General features: G+C 43.1%; 15 protein-coding genes. 3 read left to right on the forward strand and 12 right to left on the reverse strand.

From position 1 onward, the window contains the following. The first annotated feature begins 249 nt into the window (after positions 1-249). Positions 250-1,740: an outer membrane protein transport protein gene (locus VK179_01400; GenBank protein ID HLO57374.1), complete on the forward strand. Its 1,491-nt coding sequence runs from the start codon at positions 250-252 to the stop codon at positions 1,738-1,740. 140 nt (positions 1,741-1,880) lie between these two features. Here VK179_01400 and VK179_01405 read toward each other — a convergent pair whose 3' ends face one another. From VK179_01405 to VK179_01415, 3 genes are all read right to left on the reverse strand, one after another. Further along, on the reverse strand, positions 1,881-3,317 hold the full coding sequence (locus tag VK179_01405; protein HLO57375.1) for a Gfo/Idh/MocA family oxidoreductase: 1,437 nt from the start codon (positions 3,315-3,317) through the stop codon (positions 1,881-1,883). A gap of 219 nt (positions 3,318-3,536) precedes the next feature. Further along, entirely contained in the window at positions 3,537-5,075 is a 1,539-nt protein-coding gene (locus VK179_01410) for an alpha-N-arabinofuranosidase (protein ID HLO57376.1), read from the reverse strand. Between the two features lie 23 nt (positions 5,076-5,098). Beyond that, entirely contained in the window at positions 5,099-6,025 is a 927-nt protein-coding gene (locus VK179_01415; protein HLO57377.1) for an SPOR domain-containing protein, read from the reverse strand. Between the two features lie 145 nt (positions 6,026-6,170). On the opposite strand from VK179_01415, the gene VK179_01420 reads away from it, so the two are divergent. Further along, a complete protein-coding gene (locus VK179_01420) occupies positions 6,171-6,917 on the forward strand; it encodes an ROK family protein (protein ID HLO57378.1) in 747 nt (248 codons plus the stop codon). Here the strand turns inward: VK179_01420 and recR are convergent. Then, positions 6,910-7,524: a recombination mediator RecR gene (gene recR / locus VK179_01425; protein ID HLO57379.1), complete on the reverse strand. Its 615-nt coding sequence runs from the start codon at positions 7,522-7,524 to the stop codon at positions 6,910-6,912. The genes VK179_01420 and recR overlap by 8 nt on opposite strands. 258 nt (positions 7,525-7,782) lie before the next feature. Here recR and VK179_01430 point away from each other — a divergent pair, with 258 nt between their 5' ends. Continuing rightward, a complete protein-coding gene (locus VK179_01430) occupies positions 7,783-9,297 on the forward strand; it encodes a sodium:solute symporter (protein ID HLO57380.1) in 1,515 nt (504 codons plus the stop codon). A gap of 137 nt (positions 9,298-9,434) precedes the next feature. Here the strand turns inward: VK179_01430 and VK179_01435 are convergent, their stop codons facing one another. The 8 genes from VK179_01435 to VK179_01470 form a co-directional block, all read right to left on the reverse strand. Further along, positions 9,435-11,456 (reverse strand): M3 family metallopeptidase, encoded by a 2,022-nt coding sequence (locus VK179_01435; GenBank protein HLO57381.1) that lies wholly within the window; start codon positions 11,454-11,456, stop codon positions 9,435-9,437. Positions 11,457-11,611: 155 nt separating this feature from the next. Beyond that, entirely contained in the window at positions 11,612-12,175 is a 564-nt protein-coding gene (locus tag VK179_01440; protein HLO57382.1) for a cadmium resistance transporter, read from the reverse strand. Between the two features lie 56 nt (positions 12,176-12,231). Beyond that, the gene (locus VK179_01445) at positions 12,232-12,648 is read right to left on the reverse strand and encodes a lipocalin family protein (GenBank protein HLO57383.1); all 417 of its coding nucleotides are present in this window, start codon (positions 12,646-12,648) and stop codon (positions 12,232-12,234) included. 129 nt (positions 12,649-12,777) lie between these two features. After that, positions 12,778-13,086: a hypothetical protein gene (locus VK179_01450; protein HLO57384.1), complete on the reverse strand. Its 309-nt coding sequence runs from the start codon at positions 13,084-13,086 to the stop codon at positions 12,778-12,780. An 82-nt stretch (positions 13,087-13,168) separates the two neighbouring features. Next, positions 13,169-13,981, reverse strand: a complete 813-nt coding sequence (locus VK179_01455; GenBank protein ID HLO57385.1) for an AraC family transcriptional regulator — start codon at positions 13,979-13,981, stop codon at positions 13,169-13,171. Continuing rightward, the gene (locus VK179_01460; GenBank protein HLO57386.1) at positions 13,978-14,826 is read right to left on the reverse strand and encodes a sialate O-acetylesterase; all 849 of its coding nucleotides are present in this window, start codon (positions 14,824-14,826) and stop codon (positions 13,978-13,980) included. Before VK179_01460 ends, VK179_01455 begins: the two co-directional genes overlap by 4 nt. A 60-nt stretch (positions 14,827-14,886) precedes the next feature. Then, a complete protein-coding gene (locus tag VK179_01465) occupies positions 14,887-15,426 on the reverse strand; it encodes a hypothetical protein (GenBank protein HLO57387.1) in 540 nt (179 codons plus the stop codon). Between the two features lie 19 nt (positions 15,427-15,445). Further along, a complete protein-coding gene (locus VK179_01470) occupies positions 15,446-16,609 on the reverse strand; it encodes an alpha/beta hydrolase-fold protein (GenBank protein ID HLO57388.1) in 1,164 nt (387 codons plus the stop codon). Positions 16,610-16,614: the final 5 nt, after the last annotated feature.

A 16,614-nucleotide genomic window follows, 5' to 3' on the forward strand; every position in this document is an offset into this window, starting at 1 on the left:
AGGGTTCTTGTCTGCTGACATCATAATCCACGGGTTTCACCCGCGGTTATTCAGATCTCGCTACTTCGTAGCTATTTGTGAAAGCCATGGTTGTCATTTCACCGGGTGATCTTTAAAAAGGTGTTCTTACTCGCAATGACGGTCCGGTGTCATCCAGCCTAATAGTCTAATATTCAAATATGTTAATAAGTAAAGTATCACTTATTCAGGAATTTCATATATTCGGTTCATAATCAAAAAAGAAAATCTATGAAAAAGCAAATTTTATTGATCACTAGTTTCGTTTTCATTGCTTCTGTCGCGTTCGGCGGCGGGATAGTGACCAACTCAAATCAGAGCGCCTATTGGGTGCGTACGCTTGTGAGAGATGCTGCTATAGGACCTGATGCTGTGTACTTTAATCCTGCCGGTCTTACAAAAATGGAAGACGGATTTCATTTCTCATTAAATTCGCAGTCAATTTTCCAGAGTAAAGATGTGACCAGTTCCTATCCATTTTTAAGCCCTTCACCAAAGAAATACCTGGGTGATGTTAAAGCACCTGTTTTCCCGGGCGTTTATGCTACATGGAAAAAAAGCAAGATAGCCGTTTCATTTGGTTTTAACCCTATTGGGGGTGGTGGCGGAGCTGAATATAAAAAAGGATTACCCTCATTCGAAAGTTCAATATCAGGACTGGTACCCATGCTCCAATCATCACTTCAACCCCTTGATGCAGGTTTGACAACAGGATATACTTTCAATCCCAATTTCAGCAACATAACAGGATACAGTGCTGACATATATTTCAAAGGCTCCTCAATTTATTTCGGTTATCAGCTCGGACTGACTTATCAGATTAATGATATGATCAGCGCTTACCTGGGTGGCCGCCTGGTTACAGCCAAGAATAAATATAAAGGACATATCCGTGATATAGCCATTGATGTTGCTCCTGCAGCTGCCGGTTATGGAACTTTATATAATGTTCAGCCAGGATCTTACACTCCGGGCAATTACCTGAGAGGTGTTGCCTCAGCAGTTGGTGTTCCTGCCATGAATGCTGCAATTCTTAACGGAACAGCCGCAGTACTTGATGGTGCCACAGCTGATATGGAAGTGGATGCAGAAGAAAGCGGTACCGGTTTTGCCCCGATCCTTGGTGTTAACCTTGCGCTCAGTGAAAAGCTGAATATTGGTTTGAAGTATGAATTCAAAACCAAACTCGACCTGAAACAAAATGTAAAAGATAATCTTGGTGGTGGTATTTTCGTTAATGATTCAACTGTTCACAGTGACATGCCGGCCATGTTCTCATTGGGCGTTGCCTACAAAATCACTCCGAAGTTCTCTGCTACTGCAGGATTCCATTATTATTTCGACAAGGCAGCTAACTATGGAAAAACTCTTGACCTGAACGGTGAAGCAGTTAAAAATGATAAGGTAATTGATAAGAATTACTATGAACTTGGTCTCGGACTTGAGTATGGAATTACTGACAATATCTTCTTTAGTGCAGGATACCTGTATGCAAAACCCGGTGTAAGCGCTGATTACCAGTCAGACATGAGCTATGCTCTTCCTTCAAGCACAGTTGGAGGTGGATTCGGAATAAAGTTTTCAGAAAGCATTATGGCTAATCTCGGCGTAAGCTACTCCATCTACAAGGAAGAAACCAAAACACTTATTGACGGTACCACAACTGAAAAGTATTTCAAGAATACGCTGATTCTTGGTATCGGACTTGATTTTGCTTTCTAAGAATTAAAATAAGGACAATAAAAAAAGGACAGTGAAAACTGTCCTTTTTTTGTTCCTTATTTCTACGGTGTGCCTGTGCAGGCAGATTGCTTCTGACCGTAGGAACCGGTCATCGCAATGACGATATGATTATGGCCGTGCTAAAAAATATCATTAATAAAACTTCTTTCCGCTGCGATCGGGTACTGATCATCCATCGCGAAAGCCGGAACCCGTTTAATCCATTTTCCTCTTGTGAAATCAGGGAAATCAACCAATGAACCTCCACGCGCAACTGACATTTCTGAAAGGGCTGATATAGCGCTCCATGCCGCTGCGTCATAGGCATCCAGCGGGACCGGCTTTTTATTTTTCACGGCATCAAAGAAATCATGAAGCATGATGTAATCCATGCCGCCATGGCCGGCACCTTCAGCCTCTGTGCCATGTTCACGCCAGAATTTATGATCGTATTTCGTAGTCCATTCATCCGACTTATCCCACTCATCAGCTGATTTCGATTTTCCTTCGATATACAGCGTGTCACCGTCGTTGTACCACAGCCCGTTTGTTCCTTCAACCCTGAAGCCAAGAGAATACGGGCGGGGCAGACTGGTATCGTGAGTAACTAGAATTGTTTCGCCGTTGGCACATTTGATCATGGAAGTGACCACATCGCCCAAATTGAAATTAATATTGGCATAGGGATGGTCACGACCTCCGTTATCCAGGATGTATTTATGAAGTCCCCTTGATTTCGATGCCATAGAGGCAATTGTCAGGAAACGGTTTCCCCGGTTGATATCCAAAAATGTCCCTACAGGTCCTATCCCATGGGTCGGATACAAATCGCCGTTTCGTCTTATGGCATGCAGACCTCTCCATTGAGCTTCAGAATAGGCTTGGTTGCCCATTTTCATGGGATCGCCTTTCTCATAATAATACTTGGCACCGTCGTTAAATTTTACAGGCCGCAGATCATGTTCATAACCGCACCGGCAATGAACCAGCTCGCCAAAAAGATTCTGTCGCACCATATTGAGAATGGCCATTACGTCGCGCCTGTAACAAACATTTTCAAGGATCATCAGTTCCTTTCCGGTTTCTTCATGCACATTTACAAGGTCCCAGCATTCTTCAAGCGTGTTGGCGGCGGAAACTTCCACACCGGTATACCCCACCCCGGCTTTCATAGATGCCACGGACATCGGCACATGCCATTCCCAGGGAGTGGCAATGATCACTGCATCAAGCGCTTCGTTTTTAAGCATATCCTGAAAGGCATATTCACTGCCGGTATAAACCTTAGGCTGTTTTGCGCCGGCATCGGCAAATACTTTGGCTGCCCTGTCAAGAGAAGACTGCTGGATGTCGCATATGGCAATGATATCCACATTCTTAAGTGACAAGGTATCATGAAGATGTCCACGACCCCGGCTGCCAACGCCGATAAAACCGGCTCTCACATTTCCTGTCGGGGGAACCGGTTTTGCCGGTTTTTCCTTTTCATTTGTCTCTCCAAAACCGGCATACTTCACTCCTACCAATCCTGCACCTGTAAGTGCAGTTTTCTTCAAAAAATCTCTGCGGTTATCCATATTTAGTCTTTTAGTCTGTTAGTCCGTTAGACTGTTAGTAAAACTTCTTAATTCTTAAATCGGTGTTCCTTGTTCGATGTTCGTTTGCTTCGCCGTTTGACGCTTCGCTGTTTGAAGGCTTCGCTGTTTGAAGTTTTCAAACTTCTTTCAAACTTCTTTCAGACTCATTTCAAACGATTTCAAATCCAGCTTCCAGCATCCAGTATCCAGCATCCGGCATTACATCTCCAGCATCACAACCGAAGCCGGGGGCAGTTTCACTGTCAGACCTTCTTTACCCAGCCTGGCTCCCTGGAAAGGTGCACTCTGAACGGTATTCGGAGCGTCAAAAGTATTATGAGCAGACAGATCCTTTGATGTCAAAACAGTACCGGTAACATTTACTGGTTTCATTCCCCTGATATCCAGGTTTATTTCAATTTCCTTGTGAGGATCCACATTTGTAAACGAGATATGTACCTTTCCGGCCTTATCCTTTGATGCCGAAGCAGTTACTGCAGGCAGGGATTTTCCGTTGAGAACATAATCGGGTGATTTGAATGACAGCGGAATCAATGCGGCATTCTGATGAACCTTGTACATTTCGAAAATATAATAGGTAGGTGTTAGCACCATTTTAGGACCGTCGGTAAGGATAATCGACTGAAGCACGTTCACCATCTGGGCGATGTTGGCACCCTGGACCCTGTCGGCATGGTTGTTGAAAATATTCAGGTTGATACCGGCTACCAGGGCGTCGCGGATTGTATTTTGCTGGAACAGGAAACCCGGATTGGTACCCGGTTCCACGTCGTGCCATACGCCCCATTCGTCTACTATCAGGCCTACCCTTTTTTGGGGATCATACTGATCCATAACTGAAGAATGCCTTGTAACAAGCTGTTCCATGAACATGGTGCTTTTTATCGTGCTGAAGTACTCGTCCTCAGTGAACTGCGTTGCAGATCCTTTATGCGACCAGTCGTGTGTAATGGTGTAATAATGAAGCGAAAGCCCGCCCATCATATGCAGGGGTACATTTTTCATCAGGGTTTCCGTCCAATGGTAATCATCGGTACTGGGACCGCCGGCCACTTTGTATAGCCAGTTGTTTCCGTAATTGCGGCAATAGGTAGCATATCTCCTGTACTGGTCGGCATAAAACTCGGCTGTCATGTTTCCGCCGCAGCCCCAGTTCTCGTTACCAACGCCCCACAGTTTAACTTTCCATGGTTTATCGCGTCCGTTTTGTCTGCGAAGGTCTGCCATCGGGCTTTTGCCGTCAAATGTTATATATTCCACCCATTTTGACATTTCTTCCACTGAACCGCTGCCCAGGTTTCCGCTGATATAAGGTTCAGTGCCAATCTGCTCGCACAGATCCAGGAACTCGTGGGTACCAAAGCTGTTATCCTCAACCACTCCACCCCAGTGAGTATTTACCATTTTCGGCCGGTTTTCGCGCGGACCAATTCCGTCCATCCAGTGGTATTCATCGGCAAAGCAACCGCCCGGCCAGCGTAAGTTCGGTATGCTTATCCTTTTCAGAGCGGCCACCACATCATTTCTAATACCGCGGGTATTAGGTATCGGGGAGTTTTCACCAACCCAGATACCTCCGTAAATACAATGGCCAAGGTGCTCTGAGAAGTTCCCGTAAATATTCTTGTTAATTGTGTCTTTTGTCTGATCAGCATTAAGGATCATTTTCACAGGCTGCGCTGAAAGTGCAACCATGACACCCGTCAATGCAATAGTAAGCAGTGATTTTCTAAACATAATATGAAAATTTAAATTGAATTTCAGAACCTTGTCATCCAGGCTTCCGGATGATGCTGCTTCCTTATCCGCGCCAGTTCGTTAACAGCTTCATCCTTATTATTGAAGGACGCAAACGAAACCGCGTACAGATCGCCGATCTTCCCGAATTTTTCAGCCTTATACCCCAATTTTTTCAATGATTCAACCATATCATCGGCGTTAATTTCGTCCCTGAAACAACCTGCGACAATGAAATAACGGATATCTGCCTCAACTCCCGGTGTGGCAGATTCCTTAGTATCCTCTGAAGGAGGTGACTGGTAAACCAGGGTTGTATCTGCGGCAGCCGACCTTACCGAATCAGCAAGCCGGTCCAGAACGGTTTGTTCAATCACTGCAGGAGCCGCCTGCTTTTTAACGGTATGTGATTTGTTTTCGCGGATGACAAATACAAAAATGACAATGAGATTCAGCGCGATGATCAGTAATATCCAGTTTATGACAGGTTTCGAGAAAACAGTTTGCCAGAACTCCGGAAAATCATCGTTTTCTTCAGCCTTTGCCGCCGGTGTTATTATTACGGGCGACACTACGGGTGACTGAATTTCCTTTGCCGTAACGGTCTCGTGCAAGCGTGCATCGGCCTCTGTTCCCCGGATTTCCTGGCTAAAGACCAGTTTACCAAAGCGGTCTTTATGTAAATCGCCCAGTCCCCGGATGGTGAGGGTATTGCCTGAATCAAGAATACGCTGCGCATGATTTGTGTAATCGGCAAGCAACTGATCCGCAATTTCAGGTTCAACATTCTCCGTTTTGATAATGTAATCAAGCAGCAATCCGTCATTATTTCGCAGCATTTCATTGAAAACAACAACAATAGGTTCCTGCTGCCTTATAATAAATGCGCCAAAATCAGGAATGATTACCCTAAGGTTATTGTTCAGAAGCGAGACTATTTTATCGTCCATCCGAGTATTTAAATGTTTCCGATTATCCGGTTGCAGCAATACCAAAGTATGAATTTTATTACAATATATGGTGAGCCAATATTAAAAAGTTGTAAACAAGATTTTTTTATCCTATCTTGCAGTAACATATGAAATAGCACTATCAATGGGCAAAGCAATACTCGGAATAGATGTCGGCGGTTCAGGTATCAAGGGAGCGCCGGTGGATATTAAAACAGGTGAACTCAGGGGCGAAAGACACCGCATACCTACACCGGAACCTTCGAATCCACAGAATGTGGCCAAAACGATAAAGGAACTTGTAAAGCATTTTAAATGGAAAGGTCTTGTAGGCGTTGGATTTCCGACAGTGGTCCAGAATGGCGTAGTAAAAACCGCTGCCAATATCGACAAATCCTGGATTAATACTGATGCAAAAAAACTGTTCAGTGAGGTAACCAAGCTGCCTGTATGGGTATTAAACGATGCAGATGCTGCTGGATTGGCAGAAGTCAAACTGGGCGCCGGAGCCGGCTTTAAGGGTGCTATTGTGGTGCTTACAATCGGAACAGGGATCGGATCATCGCTGTTCGTGAAAGGAAAACTCTTCCCTAACACTGAATTCGGACATGTTGAATTTAAAGGCATGGACGCTGAATACTTTACTTCCGACGCAGCCCGTAAAAGGGAGAATCTTGACTGGACCGAATGGGGTAAAAGGCTGAATGAATACCTTGCACATATCGAATTCCTTACCTGGCCTGAAATGATTATCCTGGGAGGAGGAGCCAGCAAAAAGCTCGATCTGTTCAAAGATCAACTCAACCTGAAAGCTAAGGTAGTTCCTGCGAAGTTTCTGAACGAAGCCGGAATCATAGGCGCAGCAATGGCTGCCAAAGTAAATCTCAAGTAGCGGTAAACGGTATCCGGTTTACAAGTGACCGGCCTAGGGTAACCTCGTCGGTGTATTCAAGTTCATCTCCTATTGACACACCTCGTGCCAGTGTGGAGAACACCAGTTTGTAGGGGCTAAGTTTTCTGTATAAATAGAAATTGGTTGTATCACCTTCCATTGTCGCACTCAGTGCAAGAATAAGCTCATTGATCCCACCCTGCCTCAGACGTTCTTCCAGACTGTCAATGTTCAGGTCGGCAGGGCCAATTCCATCCATGGGTGAAATGATTCCGCCCAGGACGTGATAAACTCCCCTGTATTGCTGCGTATTTTCAATGATCATTACATCCTTGATGCTTTCTACCACACAGATAATGGAATGGTCACGCCTGTTATCAGCACAAACCGGACAAATTTCACCGTCACAAATATTATTGCATACCTTGCAGAAACCCAGGTCGGTTCCCAGCCGGATAACCGCGTTTCCGAAAGCTTCCAGTGCGGAATTATCCTGTCTGAGTAAGTGCAAAACCAGTCGCAGGGCAGTTTTATGGCCTATACCCGGAAGAGTTGAAAATTCATTAACTGCTGCTTCCAATATTTTAGAAGGATAATTCAGATTCATATCTGCTTGTTTGAAATAATGCCTGTCACTCCTTTTAGCGCTCAGGGTGACACTGAACATGCAAAAATACATTTTTATTCAGCAACTGTTGTTTGTTTTTTGTAATCTTGTGTTATGCGGTAAGCATAGTTTGTAACGAAGCTTATGAAAAATAACGATAAGACGAAGTCACAGACTTCGCCTAGCATTTTGGCATTACAAATCGTCAAATCGTAAATCGTCAAATCGTAAATCGTAAATCGTCAAATCGTAAATCAGATGAATCCCTGGATCCTCCTTGCCATTGTCATCATATATTTCGGCGTTCTCATCGCAATTTCAATTGTTACAAGCAAAGGAGCTGATAATGCCTCCTTTTTCATTGGAAACAGGAAATCGCCCTGGTTCCTGGTAGCATTCGGCATGATCGGTTCTTCTATATCCGGAGTAACATTCATTTCCGTTCCGGGTGAAGTCGGCCCAAGCTCATTTTCATACCTGCAGCTTGTTTTCGGCTATTTTGCGGGTTATATGGTGATAGCCAACGTCCTTCTTCCGCTGTATTACAGGATGAACCTGTCTTCCATATATGTTTACCTGAATCAAAGGCTTGGATTACACAGCTACAAAACAGGAGCATTTTATTTCTTGTTATCCCGGGTTATCGGATCGTCTTTCAGACTCTACCTGGTTGCCCTTGTAATCGACGGTTTTATCCTTTCGAAGCTTGGCGTTCCTTTCTGGCTTACGGTAGTCATTACAATCGCTCTCATTTATGTGTACTCATTTAAAGGTGGAATAAGGACAATAGTGTACACCGACACTTTTCAGACTTTTTTCCTGGTCCTGGGTGTTATATTATCCATTGTTCTTATCGGAAAAGAATTGCACCTGGATATCGGCGGACTTATCAATAAAATAGGGTCAAGCCGGTATTCGGATGTATTTGTTTGGGACTGGCGGCCAGGAAATAACTTTTTCAAGCATTTCCTGAGCGGGATGTTCATTTGCATCGTAATGACCGGGCTTGACCAGGATATGATGCAGAAAAACCTGAGTTGCCGGAATTTAAAAGATGCCAAAAAGAACATGTACTGGATGAGTTCCATGCTCGTTGGCGTAAACATCCTGTTTTTGTCACTCGGTGCGCTACTTTATATCTATGCCAACTCCAAGGGTGTCATTGTAGAAAATTTCCTGGCTAAGGATTGCCCGATCAGTCTCCTTGACCCGCTGACAAAAACCATGCAATGTCATAAAACAGATGAACTGTTTCCGTTTCTTGTCTTCAATTATCTTCCGCCGGCAGTAGGATTTGTCTTTATACTGGGAATTCTTGCCGCAGCTTATGCGAGTGCCGATTCAGCCTTAACCGCTCTTACCACTTCATTCTGTGTTGATTTTCTGGGATTTAAGGAAGACAATAAACGAATGAATACGCGTAATTACGTTCATATTGGTTTCGCCGTTCTTTTTATTGTGGCCATATTGCTTTTCAAGGTTCTGAATAATGAAAGCGTCATCAATGCGCTGTTTAAAATTGCAGGGTATACGTATGGTCCGCTGCTGGGAATGTTTGCATTCGGAATTCTTACGCCCTACAGGGCCAATGACAAAGTTTCGCCCTATATTTCAGTCGCCGCACCGGTTCTTTGTTTCTTCCTCGACCGCTATTCGCAGCAACTGCTATGGGGATATAAATTCGGTTTCGAAATACTGATCGTAAACGGGTTGATTGTGTTTTTGGGGCTTCTTGTAACCAGGAAAAAAGGATTAGTGACTGGTGATTGGTAACTGGTGACTGGTAACTGGTGACTGGTGACTGGTAACTGGTGACTGACGACCAGAAGACCAGAAGACCAGAAGACCAAAAAACACCGAACACTGATTACCGATTACCTTCCGACTCCTTACTCCTTGCTCCCTACTCCCTACTTTCCTCTCAACCCCGCTCTCTCCAGCAGCGCCTCCACAGAGGGTTCCTGGCCACGAAAGCGTTTGTACAAAACCATCGGATCTTCGGTTCCTCCTTTTGACAGGATATTATCACGAAAAGACTTTGCAGTGGCCCGATCAAAAATGCCTTTTTGCTTAAACACCGAAAAAGCGTCGGCATCAAGAACCTCAGCCCATTTATAGCCATAGTAACCGGCTGCATAACCACCACCGAAAATATGATGAAAAGCAGTGCTCATGCAGGTACCTGGCACAGGCGGAAATAACTCGGTAAGTGCCATGGCCGATGTTTCAAATTCCTGCACAGGCCGGTCAAGAGGAACTTCGAGGGTATGCCATGCCATATCATTGAGTCCGAAACTCAATTGGCGTACAAAAGCATAACCGCTATTGAAATTCCTGCTTTTAAGTATGTTATCAATCATTTCTTCAGGCATGGGTTGCCCTGTCTGGTAATGAACAGCAACCTCGTGCAGCCATTCCTTTTGCTCTGTCCAGTTTTCCATGATCTGCGACGGGAGTTCCACAAAATCCCGGTATACATTTGTTCCAGAAAGGCCCATATAGTTGCAGTCGCTGAATATGCTGTGCAGTGCGTGACCGAATTCATGCAGGAAAGTTCTCACTTCCTCGTAAGTTAACAGGGAGGGTTTGGTATCGGTAGGCTTGGTAAAATTGAGCACAAGCGAAACATGAGGTCTTATATCTTCGCCGTTTACCTTATACTGCTCAAGGTAATTGGTCATCCAAGCCCCGCCCTGCTTGCCGTCGCGTGGAAAATAATCGACATAAAGCAAGGCCAGGAATGAACCATCCTGATCAAGAACCCTGAATGTTCTGACATCCTTATTGTAAACCGGAATTGTGTTTTCCGGTTCAAATGAAATCCCATAAAGCTTTCCGGCAAGGTTAAAGATCCCCGATTCAACTTTTTCCAAATGAAAATAAGGCTTGATCATTTCATCGGTTATCGAAAATCGACTGTTCCTGAGTTTCTCAGAATAATAGGCCCAGTCCCATCGCTGAATTTTAAAATCGGCACCTGTTGATTTCGCAAAATCCTGCAATTCGGCATATTCTTTCTGCGCAGCAGGTTTCGATTCACTGATCAGGTCGTTCAGAAATGATTTTACTGTTTCAGGATTCTTAGCCATTCTTTCTTCAAGCACATACCCGGCATATGTTTTATAGCCCAGAAGGTTCGCCAATTTTAGCCGGATGTCCACAATTCTCCTTATGACTTCCCTGTTATCCTTTTCATTTTCCCTGAAGCTTCTGGCAGAATAAGCCATGAACATTTTTTGCCTTAGCTCACGGTTGTCTGCATACTTCATGAAGGCTGTATAACTGGGCATCTTCAGGGTAAAAAGCCATCCTTCCAGACCCTTTGATTTCGCTTCCAGTGCTGCAGCCTCTTTTACAAATTCGGGTAATCCGGCTAAATCCTTTTCATCTGTTAGGTGTAGTTTGAAATCGTTTGTTTCAGCGAGCACATTTTCATCGAACTTTAATGTCAGGGCCGACAATTCTTCAGTTAGTTTCCTGTATTCTTCTTTGGCTGAAGGAGCCAGGTTTGCGCCATTCCGAACAAACATCTTGTAGGTTTCTTCAAGGAGACGAGTTTGTTCGGTATTCAGCTTAAGTACACTTCGCTTTTCATACACCTTTTTAACCCGCTCAAATAAAGGTTCATTCAGGGTAATGTCATTGTAAAAGGCTGTCAGCATCGGTGATATTTCCTGTGCCAGTTGCTGTATGGTTTCACTGGTTTCCGCGGCATTTATATTGAAAAAGGTCTGCTCCAGTCGTTTTAAAGAATAATTATGCCGTTCAAGATGTTCAATGGTGTTTAAGAAATCCGGTTCCTCAGGTGAAGATGTAATTCTATCAAGTGTTTCGCGGCATTCAGCAATCAACGACTCAAATGCCGGCTTGTAATGCTCTGTTCTGATTTTATCAAACGGTACGGATTGGAAGGTAGTGTTGTATTCAAACATTTCGATTTACGATTTAGGGTTTGCGATTTACGGTCTGCGATTTTCAGTGGAAAAATACGACATTATAATTTAAAGAGTGTAACAAAATTTAGCATGGCCAGGTTTACCCGCGTACAAGAAATTTCACGACTGGGATCTTCTGTTTAAGCCTTGCCTCAGCCAAGTATAATATATATTCCCAGTAAAATGAATACAAACGGAGTAACGAGATGCCCGTATTTTTTCAATGCGGATTGCATTAACGGATATTTTGTAATGTGCATGGCAATCCGGCACCATAAATAAGTCATCAACATAAAGAGCATGAAAAACGCAAACTTTCCGGACCAATTGACTGTTGCAAACAATGGAATATAAATACCAATATTATCTCCCCCGTTTGCAAAACACACTCCGGCAACTGTCCATATTTTGTTTTTATTGGATGCATATCCAACGTCATGCTTATCGTGGTTACGATGTGTAATTAGTTTATATAATTCTTTCAATCCGATAAATAATGGGATTATTCCGAGCAGTCCGATATATTTCTGAGGAATGAATAAGCCGATGAGGGAACCGGCTATGCCAATTGCAGTCAATGCAAATATTCCAAGGAACTGACCCAAAATGACTTCCTTGTTCGCGTATGATTTATTTCCGTAAAACAGTACAAGGATAAAGAGATCATCAATATTTGAAGAAACAAAAGCCAGAAATCCGGCGATCAGAATTTCCATTATTGAAGTTTCACTGAATTATTGCCGCAAAGATATTACATGGCTTGTATGAAATGTCAGTGATCAAAATAATTATCAACTTTTTTAAATCTGGACCTGCAGGCTTCTATGCAGGGATAATGTATTATCATATAATTCCCTGTTATTTCAAATGACAATTTGGTTTGAGGATATGGACAACCGTCAGGGGTGATTGTGGAATCATTTAACGAATAGGTACCGTAATATTCCCCATCCGGAACTATGGATATGTTGCATAGCATACCATTTGATGAAACAGTCCCGTCAGAATGAAAGACAATTGAAATATCGTTGTCGACATTCCTGAATTGACCACTACCGTCGCCGGGATCAGCCAGCACCTGAACTAATTTCCATTTTCCCAACACATCGGCATTGGCGATAATGTCGGCACTTTTTTCGCAGGAATAAAACAAAACCAAGCTGATCAGCAGAAATAAAACGCTTTTCATTTTTCTCAGGTAATTTTTTATAATGATGCATTTTAGTCAGTTTGGGTTGCGTAAGTGGATAACGGGGTTTCCCTTTGGGAAACTCCCGTTCTGTATGTCAATAACTAAAATCGCTATCATATGGTATCACTATGCGTTCGCAGGCCATTTGTTCATGTGACTGTAAAATGAAACACTCATGCTTCCGGGCACGATAAGAGGCATAAAAACACCAAAAAGCTTCATGCCCCTGATTTTTTCGCCAACAGCCTTCACTTTTTCAAAATTTTCGATGTGATAAATAAAATACCATGTGTTGCCTTCAATTGCTTTAATCAGTTCAGCATTTATAAATCCATCCTGCTTCTGAACGAAAGAATTGACGGTTGCAGCAGCCTCCATTACCTGGTCAGCTGTTGTTGTTGGTAATGCTTCGATTTTTAAAAGTTCTGTAATCATTGTCTTAAAAATTAAAAGTTATGACGACAAAACTACAGAGCACAATCCAGGGCAAATAGTATAAAAACGACAACCCGCTTTTTTATTTATTGATCTGCAAAATGGAATCGTTTTCGTTTACAAACTTTCCGGGAGTATTTCCTGTAAATCGTTTAAATTCCTTAATAAAATGCATCTGGTCAAAATACCCGTTATCATAAGCAAGGTCAGATAATTTGGAATAACCGGAATTAAACAATTGATTCAGGCTTTTATGAAACCTGTTTAGCGTGATATAGGTACTGGCAGGCAATCCCACATATTTACAATACATTCTTTCGAGCTGTCTTAAACCAATGTTTTGCCGGTTGCAAAACTCCGCCAGTTGAACGGTATTATCCTGGTTCAGGGCTTCAAACAACAAATGAAAATTTTCGTGAACCGCAGGAGAAGACGCAAGAATTAACAACAGTTCATTTTCAAGAATTAATAATCTTTCTGCAGTACCATGTGATTCCCTGAGTTTCTCACAAATTTCACCGGCTATATTAAATCCAATTTCACTCGCGCCCACTATCTGATTCCTGAATTCTGAAACGGGTATTTTTAAAAACGGGTAAATACCATCCGATTTAAAACAGATACCCAATATATCCACATGGCCGTCCAGTTTCAGACGGGCATTGGCAAATCTGCTGTGCAGACCCTGGAAATAAACGTTTTCAAGAAGAGTTATTTCAGTGTCCTTTTGAATAAAATGGGGCGTCGAAGAAAGGTTAAACCGTATATTAATATTCCTCTGCGGAATTATTTTATGGTTAAACTGAGCCTTATCAATATGAAGTTCCCAGTAAAACTTAATATACTTACTCAGGAGCGGATGTCTGACAGGATATCTTTTTATCGGGCTGTTCATTTAACTTTAATACCCATAATCGACAGCATTTCTGCAGCATACCGTTTTCCCAGAATCCTGTATCCTTCCGAATCAAAATGCGCCTGGTCCATCCCCTTGCATCCTTCAGAGGAAATTACATGGGCAGTGGGAATGACTTCGGGGAGTGTTCGTATGATTGTATTCATTGAAGAACAGCAATTGGTGCCGGTTGCCAAAGTTTCACCGGCCAGCAGGGGTACTTTGTCAGCCTCTAAACCAAGATCCTTCAGCATATCATTGTAAATTTTCTTCACATATAGCGGCCACTCTTTCTGGCCGGTATTGGTTTCGCCCTGGTGCAGGAGAATTCCCTTGATAACCCCGTCTTTCTGGGCCAGCCTGGCCAGGTCGACCAGGTATTTATAAGGATTGTTTTCATAGTAAGCCACTTTATCAGTAAACCACTTCTCTTTATAGGTTGAATCATAATCCCTGTAAATATCCTTATCAAATATCCGGATATCGCAACCGCCGATAGCCACATTGATCACTCCCACCTTAATGTTTTCAGGAAGGTTTTCCACCATGGTCCGCCCGAAATAATCAGCCGGTGAAAGCCGTGAAAAGCACTGGCAGGTAGGCGGAACTGCCGGATACCAGTGAGCTTTTTCTCTTCCCAGGTTCGGGCAATCGAGGGCCTGGAAAACCATAAAACGGCTGTCGACAGTTGAATCCTGGGCTTCAATGACTCCCTGTCCTTCCATATTGGATTGACCAAAACAGAGGTAGATATAGAGATTTGATTTTTGGGCAAAGAGGCTGGTAGTCATCAGGAGTACTACAAAAATCGCAAGAATACGTGTTTTCAATTCCGGAGTTTTCATGTTATGAAATGAATAAAATGACTGTTAGAATTAACTTAAAAATAATAAAAAATAGACGGCTTAAAAGCAAAAACCTGTTTTTAAACCATAAGTCAATAACCAATCGGTTGGTCTGCCTATATGTCCCGTATATTCAACACTTCCGAATAGATTATTGGTTAATGCATAACCTACTCCAAGGTATGGTGTTGCATAGAATGATTTAATAATAAACTGGTACCCGGTTACAGCCATAATTCCCAATGCACCAATATTGGTGGCTTTGTCAATACCGTTTTCATCGTAAATATTTCCTGATGTAACCGAAATCATTCCACCATACCAGAAACTACTCACAGATAATTTTCGGCTGTACAATCTAAACGAAGCGTTTTGTTCGGACAAATACGAATATTGTCCGTGGATCTTCCGTGAAGAATTACCGGTTTGCCCGTAATAAATACTAATTCCGTATTTTCCATCATGAAATCCCCTTTCATATTCAACATTTAGCCGGTTATAGCCGATAAGCTGGATGGGATTGACGGAGAATTTATTTAATTTTTCCTGGGAATACGCATCCAGGGTGGTCAAAAAAAGAAGAAATAGAACAAATCGCATAAATGAAACCCTGGTTTTTTTAGTTATTAAATAATAATTGTGCGTACTCGTGCAGCGATCTTCTCCAGGTCAGCCATTCATGTGCGGTGGCCGGAGATTCGTAATATGTATATTTTATTCCCTGTTTATCCATCATCCTCCTGAATGCCCCGATTGAACCGGGGAATGGATTGGGCTCTTTCGTTCCCATGCTGAGGAAGAATACATGGAACTTCTTGTTCAGGTCCTGGCCGTCTTTAAATTTTCCGTCGAGGAAAGTGACTGGATCCACTTCATCTGAAGACGGAAAATTGGATGTACCGCTGAATCCGCCGTAGTTCGAAAAAACTTCCAGGTTATTCATTATTATGCGCATGGTTTGATTGGCACCCATCGACAAACCGGCAATAGCCCGGTTATCACGGTTAGCTATGGTAAGAAAGCGGGAATCGATCATCGGTATAATTTCGTTTATCAGCACCTCTTCAAATGCGGATGGCGGAATTTTTGAGTCGGTATTCAATTTTGGCCCCGGTTTAGAGGCATACCCGTTATCCATTACAATGATCATGGGAACAGCCTTTTTTTCGGCAATCAGGTTATCCAGGATTATGCCGGCTTTACCCTGGCCTGACCATCCGGTTTCATCCTCATAACTGCCATGTTGCAAGTAAAGTACCGGGTAACGTATGGCAGCGTTTTTACCGTATTCAGGCGGAGTGTAAATAAAGCACCTGCGCCAAGCCTTTGTAATAGTTGAAAAATAGTTCAATTCACTAATGATGCCATGCGGAACATCTTTCAGAGCATAAAAATCCTGGTCATGTGCCGGTATCTCAATTCCGCTGCCCCAGCGGCCTGCGCCATAATAATATTTTGTACCGGGGTCAGGAACCGAGGCTCCGTCGATATTCAGCTGGTAATAGTGAAATCCTTCATCCTGGGGATTCGACTCGCCTGTCCATACTCCGTTGCTGTCCCTAACCATATTGTATTTTACAGCACCGATATCAAGCTGGACCATTTTGGCACCGGGAGCGGAAATCTGAGTTCTTACCCGACCTTCAGAATTTACTTTCGGGAATTCCTTACCGGGTTGATTGGTTGAAGAGGGTTTAAAATCTTCGGTGATCTGGCAGTATGAAAGCGGGGACAGGCGATAAACAGCCAATATTATCAATAGAAATCGCGTGAAATTTTTCATGGTCA

The sequence above is a fragment of the Bacteroidales bacterium genome (assembly GCA_035299085.1).
In the GTDB taxonomy this organism is placed as follows: Bacteria; Bacteroidota; Bacteroidia; order Bacteroidales; family UBA10428; genus UBA5072.

Coding starts and splice junctions, on each gene's coding strand:
- VK179_01465 (HLO57387.1), bottom strand. CDS start 15,426: ATGCGATTTGTTCTATTTCTTCTTTTTTTGACCACCCTGGATGCGTAT.
- VK179_01400 (HLO57374.1), top strand. CDS start 250: ATGAAAAAGCAAATTTTATTGATCACTAGTTTCGTTTTCATTGCTTCT.
- VK179_01435 (HLO57381.1), bottom strand. CDS start 11,456: ATGTTTGAATACAACACTACCTTCCAATCCGTACCGTTTGATAAAATC.
- VK179_01445 (HLO57383.1), bottom strand. CDS start 12,648: ATGAAAAGCGTTTTATTTCTGCTGATCAGCTTGGTTTTGTTTTATTCC.
- VK179_01410 (HLO57376.1), bottom strand. CDS start 5,075: ATGTTTAGAAAATCACTGCTTACTATTGCATTGACGGGTGTCATGGTT.
- VK179_01450 (HLO57384.1), bottom strand. CDS start 13,086: ATGATTACAGAACTTTTAAAAATCGAAGCATTACCAACAACAACAGCT.
- VK179_01405 (HLO57375.1), bottom strand. CDS start 3,317: ATGGATAACCGCAGAGATTTTTTGAAGAAAACTGCACTTACAGGTGCA.
- VK179_01415 (HLO57377.1), bottom strand. CDS start 6,025: ATGGACGATAAAATAGTCTCGCTTCTGAACAATAACCTTAGGGTAATC.
- VK179_01470 (HLO57388.1), bottom strand. CDS start 16,609: ATGAAAAATTTCACGCGATTTCTATTGATAATATTGGCTGTTTATCGC.
- VK179_01430 (HLO57380.1), top strand. CDS start 7,783: ATGAATCCCTGGATCCTCCTTGCCATTGTCATCATATATTTCGGCGTT.
- recR (HLO57379.1), bottom strand. CDS start 7,524: ATGAATCTGAATTATCCTTCTAAAATATTGGAAGCAGCAGTTAATGAA.
- VK179_01440 (HLO57382.1), bottom strand. CDS start 12,175: ATGGAAATTCTGATCGCCGGATTTCTGGCTTTTGTTTCTTCAAATATT.
- VK179_01420 (HLO57378.1), top strand. CDS start 6,171: ATGGGCAAAGCAATACTCGGAATAGATGTCGGCGGTTCAGGTATCAAG.
- VK179_01455 (HLO57385.1), bottom strand. CDS start 13,981: ATGAACAGCCCGATAAAAAGATATCCTGTCAGACATCCGCTCCTGAGT.
- VK179_01460 (HLO57386.1), bottom strand. CDS start 14,826: ATGAAAACTCCGGAATTGAAAACACGTATTCTTGCGATTTTTGTAGTA.